Genomic DNA, 15,674 nt, shown 5'->3' on the forward strand with positions numbered 1-15,674 from the left:
ACGGACGGTTCAGCTCCAGCGGAATGCGACAGGCTGCACTTTCTGCGCCGCAAACGACCGAATCGGGGGATAGCCGTTCACTTGCGCTTGCCTGTGAACAGGCGGGCGGCGGCCACGCCGCTGCGCACGGCGGACTCGATGGTGGCCGGGTAGTCGCTGGCGGTGTAGTCGCCGGCCAGCGCCAGGCGCGCCAGCCCGGTATCGTTGGCCGGACGCGCCAGGCCGGGCGTGCAGGCGAAGGTGGCGCGTTTTTCGCTGATCACCTGGACCCAGTCCGGGCGCGCCAGTTCGGGGCGGTTCAAAACAACAGCCAACTGCTCGGCAACGGCCTGGGCCAGCGCCTCGCGTCCCAGTTCCGAGGCGGCGCCCGAGGCGCTGATGACCACCGAGAACATGCCGGCCTGGGCAGGATCGAGCTGGCCGCGGTCGAACACGAACTGGCCCCAGTGGCCGCTTGCCGCGTTGTCGCGCAGGGCGTAGAAGGGCAGATCGAGCCGGGTCGCGGCCGGATATTGCAGATAGCAGGTGGTGATCGGTTCGTACTCGAAGTGCCCGAGCGACGCCGCCAGCTCGGGCGCGCCGGCCTGTTCCAGCAGGGTGGCGGCGGCCGGCGGCGGCGTGGCGATGACCACGGCGTCGAACGCCTCGCTATCGCCAAGCAGCCAGCGGCCGCCCTGCGACGCGAGCGACGCCACCTTGGCGCCCAGGCGCACCGAGCCGCCCTTGCTGTCGACGAAGGCGGCGGCGGCGACCGGAAACAGCGCGCTCAGGTCCAGGCGCGGCAGCAGCATGTCGGAACTGGAACGGCTCGCGCCCAGGCTGTCGCGCAGCACGGCCAGGAACACCTGGGCCGAGGCGCGTTCGGGCGCGGTGTTGAGCGCGGCCAGGCACAGCGGGCGCCACATCAGTTCGATCAGGCGCTCGGTCTGGTCGTAGCGCTCCAGCAATTCGCTGACGCTGCAATCGTTGTGCAGGCGCCAGTCCATCCAGCGCGCGGTCGAGGAAAAGCGCGCCAGCGCCATCTTGTCGGCGAACGCCAGGCCGTCGGCGCGCAGCAGGGCGAGCGCCAGGTGCAGCGGCGCCGGCAGGCGCGGGGCCACGAAATCCATGCCGCCGCTGCCTTTGGGATAGCGCATCTGCAAGGGCAGGTGCAGCATGGCGGCGCCGGCGTCGATGCCGACCGCGCGCATCAGGCGCAGCGACTCCTTGTAGGCGCCGAGCAAGATGTGCTGGCCGTTGTCGAGCTGGCGGCCTTGCACGTCGACCGCGCGCGCCCGTCCGCCGAGCGTGCGGGCCGCTTCGAACAAGGTGACCTTGCAGCCGGCGCGCGCCAGTTCGACGGCCGCGCTGCAACCGGCCCAGCCGGCGCCGATGACGGCGGCGCTGGCCGGCACGCCGGCCATGGCGTCAGCCACGGATGTAGGTCTTCCACGCCAGCCAGAGTTTGCGCAGCGGCGTGAGCGAGATGCGCTGGTTCAGGACGTGGAACTTGTCGCGCTCGATTTCGTCGAGCACGGTGCGGTAGATGGCCGCCATCATCAGGCCGGGCCGCTGGGCGCGCCGGTCTTCTTTCGGCAGCAGGGCGAAAGCGTCGTCGTAGACTTTTTGCGCGCGTTCGGTCTGGAAACGCATCAGGTTTTCGAACTTGTCGCTGTGGCGCGCGTTGAGCAGGTCGGCCGCCGTCACCCCGAACTGTTGCAATTCGTTGACGGGCAGGTAAATACGGCCCTTGCGCGCATCTTCGCCCACATCGCGAATGATGTTGGTCAACTGGAACGCCAGGCCCAGCTGTTCGGCGTACTCCAGCGTCTTCGGATTGGTCACGCCGAAAATGCTGGCCGACAAAATGCCGACCACGCTGGCCACGTGCCAGCAGTAGCGCTTCATGGCCGTGTAGTCGAGGTAGCGGGTCTGGTCGAGGTCCATTTCCATGCCGTCCACGATGGCCTGCATGTGCTTTTCCTGCAGGCTGTAGACCGCCAGGTGCGGCTGCAAGGCTTGCGTCACCGGGTGCGTGGGCGTGCCGGCGTACATGCTCGCCAGTTCAGTGCGCCACCAGGCCAGCTTGATGCGCGCGATCGACTGGTCGGTGCATTCGTCGACCGTGTCGTCCACCTCGCGGCAAAAGGCGTACAGCGCGGTAATGGCGCGGCGCCGCTCCGGCGGCAGGAACAGGAAGCTGTAATAGAAGCTGGAGCCGCTCTGGACGGTCTTTTGTTGGCAGTATTCGTCAGGAGACATGGTCAAAAATGCAAGGGTGTGCGAAGCGAAGCCGCTATTCTATAGCCGATGCGCCCCGGACGAGAGGGGCGATGACGGTTTTTTCGCGGGCAAGGGCAGTTACAGCGGTTCACATCCGCAGCGCGCGCCACAGAATGGCGATCCAGTCAGGCAGTTTGAGCTGCGGGCGCTGGTTGAAGACGTCGTAGTCGGCTTTCTCGATTTCTTCCAGGATGCGCAGGCCGCCCTGGATCACCAGCCGCAATTCCCAGCCGATGCGGCCCGGCAAACGGCGCGCCAGCGGGGCGCCGCTTTGCATCAGGGCGCGCGCACGCGCCACCTCGAAGGCCATCAGCGGGCGCCAGTTGCCGCCGGTATTGTGTTTGTCGAGCTCTTCAGGCGCCACGCCGAAGCGCTGCAAGTCATCCATCGGGATGTAAATACGGTCTTTTTGACGGTCGATGCCGACATCTTGCAGGAAGTTGATCAGTTGCAGTGCCGAGCAGATGGCGTCGGAATCGCGCACGTTGGCCTCGTCCACGGCGCCGTACAGCGACAGCATCAGCAAACCGACCGGATTGGCCGAGCGCCGGCAGTAGTCGAGCAGCAGGTCGACGTTCGCATAGCGTTTGGTATCGACATCCTGCTTGAAGGCCGAGAGCAAGTCGTAAAATGGTTGCAGCGGCAGCTTGTACTGGGCGATCACTTCGGCCAGGCGGCGGAACAGCGTCTCGCGCTGGTGCTCGCCGCGGCCGATGGCGTCGAGCGCGGCTTCGTAGGCGGTCAGGGCGCTCAGGCGCTCCGGGCCGCTGGCGTCGCCTTCGTCGGCGATATCGTCCGCCGTGCGGGCGAAGGCGTAAATCGCTTCGACCGCCGGCACCAGCCGCCTGGGCAGCAAAATCGAGGCAACAGGGAAATTCTCGTAGTGATCGACAGGCATGGCTTATTAATGACGCAAAAGTCATTTGCAAATAAAACTTGCAGGATTATAATTACTAACCAGAAAGTCAGTTAGCTCTCAGGGTCGGCGAAGTAAGTAGTAGCATCCCGACATCATCGCCGTGCCCTCGGGTGGCGCCCACCGCATAGTAAAGGAAAACACCGTGTTCCCCGTGAAAAACCTGCGCCAAAGACCTTTGGCACCGACGACCATTCTCAGCGCCGCCATCATGGCCGCCTTGCTGGCAGCCTGTTCCAAGCCCGTGGAGAAGAAGGAAGACATTCGTCCGGTGCGCGCCATCGTGCTCAGCGCCAGCACCGTCGGCGTGAACGCCGAGTTCGCCGGTGAGGTGCGCGCGCGGGTCGAATCGCGTCTCGGGTTCCGGGTGGGCGGCAAGATTACCGCGCGCAAGGTCGATGCCGGCACCGTGGTCAAGAAGGGCCAGGTGCTGATGCAGCTCGACCCGCAAGACTTGCAACTGTCGCAGGCCCAGGCCAAGGCCAACCTGCGCGCCGCCGAAACCGGACGCGACCTGGCCAAGGCCGAGCTCAAGCGCTATCAGGAATTGCGCGTGAAGAATTTTGTCAGCCAGGCTGTGCTGGACGCCAAGCAATCGGCCTACAGTTCGGCCCAGGCGACGGTCGATGCGGCCCAGGCCGCGTATTTCGGGCAGTCCAACCAGGCCGGCTATGCCACCCTGGTGTCGGATGTCGATGGCGTGGTCACCGCGGTGGACGCCGAAGTGGGGCAGGTGGTCTCGCCCGGCACGCCGGTGGTGCGCGTGGCCAAGATGGGCGAGAAGGAAATCGTCATCGGTTTGCCGGAAGACAAGGTCGACCAACTGCGCAAACTCAGCGACGTGACCGTGCGCCTGTGGGCCAACAAGGATGTGGTCATTCCCGGCAAGGTGCGCGAAGTCTCGCCGGTGGCCGACCCCGCCACCCGTACTTACGCGGTCAAGGTCTCGATTCCCGACAGCGCGGCCGACGTCAAGCTGGGCATGACCGCGATGGTGCAGTTCGCCAGCACCATGGCCACGCCGCAAATCAAGGTGCCGCTGACCGCCTTGTTCCATGAAAAGAACACCACCTCGGTGTGGGTGGTCGACAAGGGCGTGGTGCGCATGGTGCCCGTGACCGTGGCCGGCACCTCCGCCAACGATGTGGTGCTGGCCGGTGGCGTGAGCGCCGGGCAGACCGTGGTGACGGCCGGCGTGAACCTGATCAAGCCGGGCCAGAAAGTGACGATCCTGCCGCCGGATACCTCGTCGAGCGACCCGCTTCCCGCACAGAAGAGCGCGGCCGCGCCTCAGGTCGAGGTCGCCAAATGAAGGGATTCAATCTTTCTCGCTGGGCACTCGAACATATCCCGCTGACGCGCTACCTGATCGTGGCGCTGCTGCTGGGCGGAGTGATCAGCTACATGAACCTGGGGCAGGATGAAGATCCGCCGTTTACCTTCCGCGTGATGGTGGTGCGCGCCATCTGGCCGGGCGCGACCGCGGTGCAGATGGCCGAGCAGGTCACCGACAAGTTGGAGAAGAAGCTGCAGGAAACGCCCTACATCGACAAGATCAAGAGCTATTCCAAGCCGGGCGAAGTGATCATCATCCTGCAGCTGCGCGAATCGACGCCGCCGCGCGAGACCGCCAACTCCTGGTACCAGGTGCGCAAAAAGATCGGCGACATCAAGGGCACTTTGCCGCCCGGCGTGATCGGGCCGTTCTTCAACGATGAATTCGGCGACACCTACGGCTCGATCTTCGCGCTCTCGGCCGACGGCTTCAACTATGCCGAGGTCAAGGAATACGCCGACTTCGTGCGCCAGCAACTGCTGCAAGTGCCGCTGGTCTCGAAAGTCGAGCAATTCGGCGTGCAGGCTGAAAAACTCAACATCGAGTTTTCGCACAAGAAATTCGCGCAGCTCGGCGTGCCGTTCGAAGTCATCGCCAACCAGATCGCCACCCAGAACGCGGTCGAAGCGACCGGCGTGCTGGTCACGCCGACCGACAACCTGCAAGTGCGCGTCAGCGGCGCGTTGACCACCGCCAAGGACCTGGAAAACCTGGAACTGCGCGCCAACGGCACCACCTTCCGCCTGGGCGATTTTGCGACCGTCAAGCGCGAGTACGAAGATCCGCCGGTCGAAAAGATGCGCTTTAACGGCAAGGAAGTCATCGGCCTCGGCGTGTCGATGGAAAAGGGCGGCAACATCATTCAGATGGGCAAAGGCCTGGAAGAAACTGTGGCGCGCATCAAGGCCAAGCTGCCGGTCGGCATCGAACTGGAACGGGTATCGGACCAGCCGCGCGCGGTGACGGCCTCGGTGAGCGAATTCATCAAGGTGCTGATCGAAGCGGTGGTGATCGTGCTGGCGGTCAGTTTCCTGGCGCTCGGTTTGCACACCAAGCCGCTGCGCATCGATGCGCGGCCGGGGTTGGTGGTGGCGCTGACGATTCCGCTGGTGCTGGCGATTACCTTCTTGTTCATGCGCTTTTTCAACATCGACCTGCACAAGATTTCGCTCGGGGCGCTGATCATCGCGCTCGGCCTGCTGGTCGATGACGCCATCATCGCCGTCGAAATGATGGTGCGCAAGATGGAGGAGGGCATGTCGCGCTTCGACGCGGCCACTTTCGCCTACACCTCGACCGCGATGCCGATGCTGACCGGCACCCTGATCACGGCGGCGGGCTTCCTGCCGATCGGCCTGGCCAAGTCGGCGGCCGGCGAATACACCTTTTCGATGTTCTCGGTGAATGCGATCGCGCTCCTGATTTCGTGGCTGGTGGCCGTGATATTTACGCCGTACATCGGCTACATGATCCTCAAGGTCAAGCCGCACGCGGCCGGCGAGGGCGAGCACGACATGTTCAACACGCCGGGTTTCCAGCGCTTCCGCCGGGTCGTCACCTGGTGCGTGGAGTGGCGCAAGACCACCATCGCGCTGAGCTTGGGCGTGTTCTTCCTGGGCGTGTACGGCTTCAACTTCATCGAGAAGCAGTTCTTCCCGGATTCGAGCCGGCCCGAGCTGATGGTCGAGATGTGGACGCCGGAAGGCACCGCGTTCAAGGCCAACGAAGCGCTGGTCAAAAAGTTCGAGAAGCTGATGGCCAAGGAAACCAATGTCGAGAGCGTGACCAGCTACGTCGGCAACGGCAGCCCGCGTTTCTATTTGCCGCTGGACCAGATCTTCCCGCAATCGAACGTGTCGCAGATCGTCGTGCTGGCCAAGGGGCTGGAGCATCGCGAGTCGCTGCGCCTGAAGATTGTCGACATCTTCGCCAAGGATTTCCCGGAAGTGCGTGGGCGGGTCAAATTGCTGCCGAACGGGCCGCCGGTGCCGTATCCGGTGCAGTTCCGCGTTGCCGGTCCCGAAATCGCGGTCGTGCGCGACTTTGCCGACAAGGTCAAGGACATCATGCGCGCCAACCCGAATGCCATTGGCGTCAATGACAACTGGAACGAATCGGTCAAGGTGCTGCGCCTCGACCTGGACCAGGAAAAACTGCGCGCACTGGGCGTGACCTCGCAAACGGTGATGCGCGCGGCGAATACCATTCTGTCGGGCACCACCATCGGCCAGTTCCGCGAGGACAACAAGCTGATCGATATCGTGATCCGCCAGCCGGTCGAAGAGCGCGCCACCATTGCGGTGCTCAACGACACGAATATCCCGACCGCATCGGGCAAGTCGGTGACGATGTCGCAGATTGCGCGTGCGCACTTTGTGTGGGAACCGGGCGTGGTGTGGCGTGAAGGCCGCGAATGGGCGATCACGGCGCAGGCCGATGTGGTCGACGGCATCCAGGGGCCGACCGTGTCGGATCAGATCGGCCTGAAACTGGCCGACCTGCGCGCGGCGCTGCCGCCGGGCTACACCATCTCGCTGGCGGGCGCCGCCGCCGACAGCGCGGCGGCGGAAGCGTCGATTGCGGCGAATGTGCCGCTGGTGCTGTTCATCGTGTTCACCCTGCTGATGCTGCAGCTGCACAGCTTCTCGCGTTCGCTGCTGGTGTTCCTGACCGGACCGCTCGGTGTGGCCGGTGCGGCGATGGCGCTGCTGATCCTGGACCGGCCGTTCGGCTTTGTCGCGAATCTGGGCGTGATTGCCCTGTTCGGGATGATCATTCGTAACTCGGTGATCCTGGTCGACCAGATCGAGCAGGATATCGCCGCCGGCGCGGAGCCGTGGCATGCGGTGATCGAGGCGGCGGTACGTCGTTGCCGGCCGATCATCCTGACGGCGGCCGCGGCCGCGCTGGCGATGATTCCGCTGTCGCGTTCGGTGTTCTGGGGGCCGATGGCGGTCGCCATCATGGGCGGGCTGGTGGTGGCGACGGCGCTGACCCTGCTGTTCCTGCCGGCCTTGTATGCGACGTGCTTCAGGGTGAAAAAGCCGGTCGACGCGGTTGCGCTGCGCACGTAATACGTCCGCCATGGCCCCGCTCTAAGTACCGTCTTTCCCGCGAAGGCGGGAACCCATAGCACCTATGATTAACGGTGCTATGGATCCCCGCCTTCGCGGGGAAGACGGTCTTAAATGTGGTGGGGGAACCACGCTTGCCTTGCCGTAGATGACGGCGTTGCTGGTTCACGCTTTACGCCGCCACATGCGCCCGTACCGCGCGCGCATGTTTCTCCCACACCCGGCTTTTCCACCTGGCATACATCGCCAAGCCGCGCACCCACTCGTCGCAAGTGAACGCGATCCACACCCCCATCAATCCCCATCCGAAATGCAGGCCCAGCAGCCATGCCAGCGGCACCGCCACGCCCCACATCGAACACGCTCCTATCAGCACCGGAAACGTCGCGTCACCAGTGGCCCTGAGTGAATTGATCACCACCAGATTGAAGGTCCGGCCCGGCTCCAGCAGCAAACTCATGCGCAGCAGCAGCGCGCCGCCGGCCACGATCGCCGGGTCCTTGCTGAAAAACCCGAACAGCCACGGCGCCAGCAGCACCACCACGCAGGTCGTCACCACCGTCACGCCCAGGCCCACGCGCAGGCTGCGCAGCAGTTGCCGGTAAGCGTCGTCGAACTCGCCCGCGCCGATCATGTGCCCGATCATGATCTCGGTACTGATGCCGATGGAAATACCCAGCATCATCATGATCATCGACAACTGGATCGCATACGAAAACGTGGCAAGCTCGGTCACGCCCATCTGGCCGACAAAATACGTGATCACCATGAAGCTCGCTTGCCAGCACAGATTCTCGCCCGCCGCCGGTAAACCAATCCGCAGGATGCGCGCCAGCGTAGCGCGCGACAGGCTGACGAACCACGACAGCCGCACGCCCAGCTTGAGCTGGCGCCGCACCAGCCAGGCCAGCGCCAGGCAGGCCACGGCGCGGCTGATGACGGTCGACAGCGCCGCGCCGACCACGCCCATTTCCGGCGCGCCCAGCAGGCCGAAAATGAGGATCACGTTGAGGATCAGATTGAGCACGTTCATGCCGATGGCGACATACATCGCTTCGCGCATGTGCCCGTGCGCGCGCAGCACCGAGCCGAACGCGATATTGATCGATTCGATGAACAGCGTGCCGCCCATCAGCGCCAGGAACGGCTGCGCGTACGGCATCAGTTGCGGCGGCAATTGCAGCAGGCGCAGCATGTCGGCCGAACAGCCCCAGATCGCCAGGCTGACGATCATCCCCAGCCAGAAGTTGATGCCGACGGCGGTGGCCGCCACGCGCTCGGCGCCGGCGCGGTCGCCGGCGCCGAGGTAATGGGTCAGCACCACCGCGCTGCCGATCCCGACAAACGAAAACAGAATGATGCAAAAGCCGACGATCTGGTTGGCCACCGCCAGCCCGGCCACCGCCGAATCGCCCAGGTGGCTGACCATGAAGGTATCGACCACGCCCGGCAGAATATGCGAGAGCTGCTCGATAAAAATCGGCCATGTCATGGCGAACAAACTGAGCTTGCGGACTTTGTTATATTGAATGGAGGACATGCGGAGGTATTTCTTTAGAGGACTGAAAACGTTTCCAAATTATACGCCGCCTGAGCTCGATTCAAAAAACGCCCTATGTGGTCAGAAAATCCAGTAAAATACCGGGTTGAAGTTGTAGCCCCTAACAAAGGCAGTGCAGGGCGGCCGGTTTCACTGTCGGGCGCCCTTTGTTTTTTCAGATGGAAAGGTGCATGCGGCCGCCCATGGCGGCGCCGGATGCGATCCCGCGAGGATGGCGAAATTGGTAGACGCACCAGGTTTAGGTCCTGACGCCAGCAATGGTGTGGGGGTTCGAGTCCCCCTCCTCGCACCACGAGTTTAATACTATTTTTTGGACGATTTTTACATGGCAACTGCAGTCGAAACCCTGGGTAAACTCGAACGTCGCTTGACGATCTCTTTTCCGCTGACTGACGTCCGTACGGAAGTGGAAAAGCGCCTGAAACAGCAGGCCAAATCGGCCAAGGCACCTGGCTTCCGTCCAGGTAAAGTGCCAATGAAAATGGTTGCCCAGCAGTATGGCTACCAGATCGAATCGGACGTGCTGAACGATAAAGTCGGCCGCGCATTCAACGAAGCTGCGAACGAGAACCAGCTGCGCGTTGCCGGTTTCCCAAAAATCGAACCAAAGGAAGATTCCGCTGAAGGCGTGCTGTCGTTCGACGCCACCTTCGAGGTCTATCCTGAAGTCGTCATCGGCGACCTCTCCGGCGTCGAGATCGACACCGTGAAAGCCGACGTGTCGGACGCGGAAATCGAAAAGACCATCGACATTCTGCGCAAGCAGCGCGTGCATTACCACACCAAGGGTGAAGCCGGCGAACACGGCGACGGCGGCGAAGCCATCGCGGCCAATGGCGACCGCGTCACCGTCGACTTCGTCGGCGTGATCGATGGCGTTGAATTCCCGGGTGGCAAAGCTGAAGACTACGCATTCGTGCTCGGCGAAGGCCGCATGCTGCCGGAATTCGAAGCGGCCACCGTTGGCCTCAAAGTCGGCGAAGCGAAAACCTTCCCGCTGGCTTTCCCTGCCGATTACCACGGTGCCGATGTTGCCGGCAAAACCGCCGACTTCACCATCACCCTGAAAAAGCTGGAATGGGCGCACCTGCCGGCAGTCGATGCCGAGTTCGCCAAATCGCTGGGCATGGAAGACGGCGACCTGGAAAAAATGCGCGCTGACATCAAAGTCAACCTGGAACGCGAAGTCGCGGGCCGCGTCAAGGCACGCAACAAGGAAGCCGTGATGGATGCCCTGGTCAAGGTCACCGACATGGAAGTTCCTAAAGTCATGATCGCCCAGGATGCGGACCGCCTGGCCGAAATGACCCGCCAGGACATGGCGCAGCGCGGCATGGATGTCAAAGATATGCCATTCCCGCAAGAACTGTTCGCCACCAAGGCCGAGCGCCGCGTGCGCCTGGGCTTGATCCTGTCGCAACTGGTTGGCGACAACAAGCTGCAGGCAACCCCTGAGCAGGTCAAGGCACAGATCGAAGATTTCGCCCAAAGCTACGAAGATCCGCGCGAAGTACTGAAGTACTACTACAGCGATCGTCGCCGCCTGTCGGAAGTCGAAGCTCTTGTATTGGAAGAAAACGTCGTTAACTATGTACTCGGTATCGCGAAAGTCACAGCCAAGGCTGTTGCATTCGACGAGTTGATGGGAAGCAACGCACAAGCTTAAAGTTTGCTTTAGGCTGCTTACAAAGGAAGAGACAGGTATGAATCATAATCCGGCATTGGATACACAAGCACTCGGCCTCATTCCGATGGTCGTGGAGCAAAGCGGCCGCGGCGAGCGCTCGTACGATATTTACTCGCGCCTGCTCAAGGAACGCGTGATTTTCATGGTCGGGCCGGTGCATGACCAGATGGCCAACCTGATCGTTGCGCAGCTGCTGTTTCTCGAGAGCGAGAATCCGGACAAGGATATTTCGCTCTACATCAACTCGCCTGGCGGATCGGTGTCGGCCGGCCTGGCGATCTTCGATACAATGAACTTCATCAAGCCGGACGTGTCGACCCTGTGCACCGGGATGGCGGCCTCGATGGGCGCCTTCCTGCTGGCGGCCGGCGCCAAGGGCAAGCGTTTTTCGCTGCCGAACTCGCGCATCATGATTCACCAGCCGTCGGGCGGCTCGCAAGGGCAGGCCTCGGACATCGAAATCCAGGCCAAGGAAATCCTCTACCTGCGTGAGCGCCTGAACCACATCCTGGCCGAACGTACGGGCAAGACGATGGAACAGATCCACAAGGATACCGACCGCGACCGTTTCATGTCGGGCGAAGAAGCTGCTGAGTATGGTCTGATCGACAAAGTCCTTGCGAAGCGCGAATAAGTTGTCAGCGCGGGTCGTGAGGGCCAGCGGCACACCGGATCGGTCCGGCGTGCCGCAGGGCGCCCGCCACGTTCACCTCGGTTGTTGCTGAAAGAACGCCCGGCGCTACGACGTTCGGGCGTTTCGTTTTTATTTCGGGTAGCATGCTGTTAGCGCACACTCATGTTGCGCGTCTGTTCGCGTTACATTTATAGCAATTCAAGAGAACCCTGCCCCATGTCAGAAAAAAAATCCTCCAGCGGCGAAAAACTCCTCTACTGCTCGTTCTGCGGCAAGAGCCAGCACGAGGTGAAGAAACTCATCGCAGGTCCATCCGTCTTCATTTGCGACGAATGCATCGACCTGTGTAACGACATCATCCGCGACGAGACCTCGAACGTCGAAACGGTGGCCGGCGCCAAGTCGGACCTGCCAACCCCGAACGAGATCAAGGAATTGCTGGACCAGTATGTGATCGGCCAGCAAACCGCCAAGCGCATCCTGTCCGTTGCGGTCTACAACCATTACAAGCGCCTCAAGCACCTGGGCAAGAAGGACGAAGTCGAACTGGCAAAGAGCAACATCTTGCTGGTCGGTCCTACCGGTTCGGGCAAGACCCTGCTGGCCCAGACCCTGGCGCGCATGCTCAACGTGCCGTTCGTGATCGCCGACGCCACCACCCTGACCGAAGCCGGTTATGTGGGCGAAGACGTCGAGAACATCATCCAGAAGCTGCTGCAAAGCTGCAACTACGAAGTCGACAAGGCCCAGCGCGGCATCGTCTACATTGATGAGATCGACAAGATTTCGCGTAAATCGGACAATCCGTCGATTACCCGCGATGTCTCCGGCGAAGGCGTGCAGCAAGCACTGCTCAAGCTGATCGAAGGCACCATGGCATCGGTACCGCCACAAGGCGGGCGCAAGCATCCGAACCAGGATTTCGTCCAGATCGACACGACCAACATCATGTTCATCTGCGGCGGCGCGTTCGACGGCCTGGTCAAGATCATCCAGAACCGTTCCGAAAAGAGCGGCATCGGTTTCTCGGCCAGCGTCAAGAGCGAGTCCCAGCGCGCCAGCGCCGACGTGCTGCTCGAAGCCGAACCGGAAGACCTGATCAAGTTCGGCCTGATTCCGGAACTGGTGGGCCGCCTGCCGGTGGTTGCCGCCCTGTCCGAATTGACCGAAGAAGCGCTGATCCAGATTCTGATCGAGCCGAAGAATGCCTTGATTAAACAGTATTCCAAGTTGCTTGAAATGGAAGGCGCGGAACTGGAAATCCGTCCGGCCGCTTTGCATGCGATTGCGCGCAAGGCACTGGCACGCAAGACGGGCGCGCGCGGCTTGCGTTCCATTCTTGAACATGCATTGCTCGATGTGATGTACGAACTGCCGAATCAGCAGAATGTCATCAAGGTCGTTATCGATGAAAATTCGATCACGAACGGCGCAAAACCTTTACTGATTTACAGCGAAAGCGCCAAGGCATCGGGCGAAAACTGAAATTCTGCGATGCGGACGCAACAAAAGCATTGATTCCTGAATTCTTGGCGGTACAATTTACCTCAATAAAAGAATCAGGCTTCATTCGAAAAGCCACTCGCAGCGGTACCGCTGCGCGGTGGCTTTTTTATTTGATGTTCCGATAAAGTTTTTTTAGATTATTCCGGTTGTATTTGAATCAAGTTGATGAATACTCAAATAACTTGTAGAAATATTTTATCCGCCGGTCTTGTGTTTTGGCAGATGGTGCCAATATCGTAAACACGCTTTCTATAAGGTATGCCATGACAACTTCCAAATTAACCGAGCAAACGACGCTGCCCTTACTGCCGTTGCGCGACGTGGTCGTCTTCCCGCATATGGTGATCCCACTGTTCGTCGGCCGTCCTAAATCCATCAAGGCGCTGGAAGCGGCCATGGAACAGGGCAAGAGCATCATGCTGGCGGCCCAGAAAGCCGCAGCCAAAGACGAGCCATCCGCGTCCGACATCTACGAAATCGGTTGCGTGGCCAACATTCTGCAAATGTTGAAACTGCCCGATGGCACCGTCAAGGTGCTGGTCGAAGGCGCCCAGCGTGCGCGCATCAACCACATCAGCGATGCGCCGACGCACTTTATCGCCGACCTGACCCCGCTCAATTCGGAAATCGGCGACGATTCCGAAGTCGAGGCGATGCGCCGCGCGATCGTCCAGCAGTTCGACCAGTACGTCAAACTGAACAAAAAGATTCCTCCTGAAATCCTCGCTTCGCTGGCAGGGATCGACGACGCCGGCCGCCTGGCCGATACCGTCGCCGCCCATCTGCCGCTCAAGCTCGAGCAGAAACAGGTGATCCTCGAGATCTTCAATGTCGCCAAGCGTCTTGAGCACCTGCTCGGCCAGCTCGAAGGCGAGCTCGACATCCTGCAAGTCGAAAAACGCATCCGTGGCCGCGTCAAGCGCCAGATGGAAAAATCGCAGCGCGAGTACTATCTGAACGAGCAGGTCAAGGCGATCCAGAAAGAACTGGGCGAGGGCGAAGATGGCGCCGATATCGACGAACTCGAGAAAAAAGTCATCGCCGCCAAGATGCCGAAGGAAGCGCTGGACAAGGCTACCAACGAACTCAAGAAGCTCAAGCTGATGTCGCCGATGTCGGCCGAAGCGACCGTGGTGCGCAACTACATCGACACCCTGGTCAATCTACCGTGGAAGAAAAAGTCCAAGGTCAATAACGACCTGTCGAACGCCGAAAAAGTGCTCGAAGGCGATCACTATGGTCTCGACAAGGTCAAAGAACGCATTCTGGAATACCTCGCGGTCCAGCAACGCGTCGACAAACTGAAAGCGCCGATCCTGTGCTTCGTCGGTCCTCCGGGCGTGGGTAAAACCTCGCTGGGCCAGTCGATCGCCAAGGCCACCAACCGCAAGTTCGTGCGCATGGCTTTGGGCGGCGTGCGCGACGAAGCCGAGATCCGCGGCCACCGCCGCACGTATATCGGTTCGATGCCGGGCAAGGTGCTGCAATCGCTTGCGAAAGTCGGCGTGCGCAATCCGCTGTTCCTGCTCGACGAAATCGACAAGATGGGCGCGGACTTTCGCGGCGATCCGTCCTCGGCCCTGCTCGAAGTGCTGGACCCGGAACAGAATCACACGTTCTCGGACCACTACATCGAAGTTGACTTCGATCTGTCGGACGTGATGTTCGTGGCGACCTCGAATTCGTTCAACATTCCGCCGGCGCTGCTCGACCGCATGGAAGTCATTCGCCTGTCCGGTTACACGGAAGATGAAAAGACCAGCATCGCCCAGCGTTACCTGCTGCCCAAGCAGATCAAGGCGAATGGCCTGAAGGAAGAAGAAATCGCCGTGGCCGAAGGCGCGATCCGCGACATCATCCGTTACTACACCCGGGAAGCCGGCGTGCGTTCGCTCGAGCGCGAAATCTCGAAGATCTGCCGCAAGGTCGTCAAGATGCTGTTGCTGAAAAAGGCCGATAAAAAGGTCATGGTCAACAACAAGAACATCGACAAGTTCCTGGGCGTGCGCCGTTACGACTTTGGCGTGGCCGAGAAAGAGAATCAGATCGGCCAGGTGGTCGGCCTTGCATGGACCGAAGTGGGCGGCGATTTGCTGACCATCGAGGCGGTGCAAATGCCGGGCAAGGGCGGCGTGATCCGCACCGGCACCCTGGGCGACGTGATGAAGGAATCGATCGAAGCGGCGCGCACCGTGGTGCGTTCGCGCGCCAACCGCCTCGGCATCAAGAATGACGTGTTCGAAAAAGCCGACATTCACATTCACGTGCCGGAAGGCGCCACGCCGAAAGACGGTCCATCGGCCGGTATCGCGATGACCACCGCGCTGGTGTCGGTGTTTACCGGGATTCCGGTCCGGGCCGATGTGGCGATGACCGGCGAGATCACCCTGCGCGGCGAAGTGCTGCCGATCGGCGGCCTGAAAGAAAAACTGCTGGCGGCGCATCGCGGCGGCATCAAGACCGTCTTGATTCCGGAGCAGAACGTCAAGGACCTGGCCGAGATTCCGGACAACGTGAAGAACAAGCTCGAAATCGTTCCGGTACGCTGGATCGACAAGGTGCTCGAAATCGCGCTCGAACGCATGCCGACGCCAGTGGTGGAAGTGCCGGCCGTTGCCGCCGTTGCCGCCGTCGCCGCCACCGCCCAGGTCGACGGCGTGGCCCCGCAGACGGACGTCGTGAAACACTAATCCGGCGT

General features: G+C 61.4%; 10 protein-coding genes and 1 tRNA gene. 7 read left to right on the forward strand and 4 right to left on the reverse strand.

Annotated features, from left to right (window positions below; all coding sequences use genetic code 11):
• Positions 1 to 77 precede the first annotated feature (77 nt).
• From hpnE to hpnC, 3 genes are all read right to left on the reverse strand, one after another.
• Positions 78 to 1,403 (reverse strand): hydroxysqualene dehydroxylase HpnE, encoded by a 1,326-nt coding sequence (gene hpnE / locus F2P45_RS20885; protein WP_166879590.1) that lies wholly within the window; start codon positions 1,401 to 1,403, stop codon positions 78 to 80.
• 4 nt (positions 1,404 to 1,407) lie between these two features.
• On the reverse strand, positions 1,408 to 2,241 hold the full coding sequence (gene hpnD, locus F2P45_RS20890) for a presqualene diphosphate synthase HpnD (protein ID WP_166879476.1): 834 nt from the start codon (positions 2,239 to 2,241) through the stop codon (positions 1,408 to 1,410).
• A 109-nt stretch (positions 2,242 to 2,350) separates the two neighbouring features.
• On the reverse strand, positions 2,351 to 3,160 hold the full coding sequence (gene hpnC, locus F2P45_RS20895; RefSeq protein WP_166879479.1) for a squalene synthase HpnC: 810 nt from the start codon (positions 3,158 to 3,160) through the stop codon (positions 2,351 to 2,353).
• A gap of 163 nt (positions 3,161 to 3,323) precedes the next feature.
• Between hpnC and F2P45_RS20900 the strand changes: the two genes are divergently transcribed.
• Complete coding sequence (locus tag F2P45_RS20900) at positions 3,324 to 4,490, forward strand: efflux RND transporter periplasmic adaptor subunit (protein WP_370663291.1); 1,167 nt, start codon at positions 3,324 to 3,326, stop codon at positions 4,488 to 4,490.
• Positions 4,487 to 7,588, forward strand: a complete 3,102-nt coding sequence (locus F2P45_RS20905) for an efflux RND transporter permease subunit (RefSeq protein ID WP_166879482.1) — start codon at positions 4,487 to 4,489, stop codon at positions 7,586 to 7,588. Before F2P45_RS20900 ends, F2P45_RS20905 begins: the two co-directional genes overlap by 4 nt.
• 172 nt (positions 7,589 to 7,760) lie before the next feature.
• On the opposite strand, the gene F2P45_RS20910 is transcribed toward F2P45_RS20905, so the two are convergent.
• Positions 7,761 to 9,128 (reverse strand): MATE family efflux transporter, encoded by a 1,368-nt coding sequence (locus tag F2P45_RS20910; protein ID WP_166879485.1) that lies wholly within the window; start codon positions 9,126 to 9,128, stop codon positions 7,761 to 7,763.
• A 226-nt stretch (positions 9,129 to 9,354) separates the two neighbouring features.
• On the opposite strand from F2P45_RS20910, the gene F2P45_RS20915 reads away from it, so the two are divergent.
• From F2P45_RS20915 to lon, 5 genes are all read left to right on the forward strand, one after another.
• A tRNA-Leu gene (locus F2P45_RS20915) sits at positions 9,355 to 9,441 on the forward strand.
• Between the two features lie 33 nt (positions 9,442 to 9,474).
• Positions 9,475 to 10,815: a trigger factor gene (gene tig, locus F2P45_RS20920; protein WP_166879488.1), complete on the forward strand. Its 1,341-nt coding sequence runs from the start codon at positions 9,475 to 9,477 to the stop codon at positions 10,813 to 10,815.
• A 37-nt stretch (positions 10,816 to 10,852) separates the two neighbouring features.
• The gene (gene clpP, locus F2P45_RS20925; RefSeq protein ID WP_166879491.1) at positions 10,853 to 11,470 is read left to right on the forward strand and encodes an ATP-dependent Clp endopeptidase proteolytic subunit ClpP; all 618 of its coding nucleotides are present in this window, start codon (positions 10,853 to 10,855) and stop codon (positions 11,468 to 11,470) included.
• A gap of 216 nt (positions 11,471 to 11,686) precedes the next feature.
• On the forward strand, positions 11,687 to 12,955 hold the full coding sequence (gene clpX / locus F2P45_RS20930) for an ATP-dependent Clp protease ATP-binding subunit ClpX (RefSeq protein ID WP_166879493.1): 1,269 nt from the start codon (positions 11,687 to 11,689) through the stop codon (positions 12,953 to 12,955).
• A 284-nt stretch (positions 12,956 to 13,239) separates the two neighbouring features.
• On the forward strand, positions 13,240 to 15,666 hold the full coding sequence (gene lon, locus F2P45_RS20935) for an endopeptidase La (protein WP_166879496.1): 2,427 nt from the start codon (positions 13,240 to 13,242) through the stop codon (positions 15,664 to 15,666).
• The last annotated feature ends 8 nt before the right edge of the window (positions 15,667 to 15,674 follow it).

Origin of the sequence: Massilia mucilaginosa, assembly GCF_011682145.1 — a bacterium.
Lineage (GTDB): Bacteria > Pseudomonadota > Gammaproteobacteria > Burkholderiales > Burkholderiaceae_D > Telluria_A > Telluria_A mucilaginosa.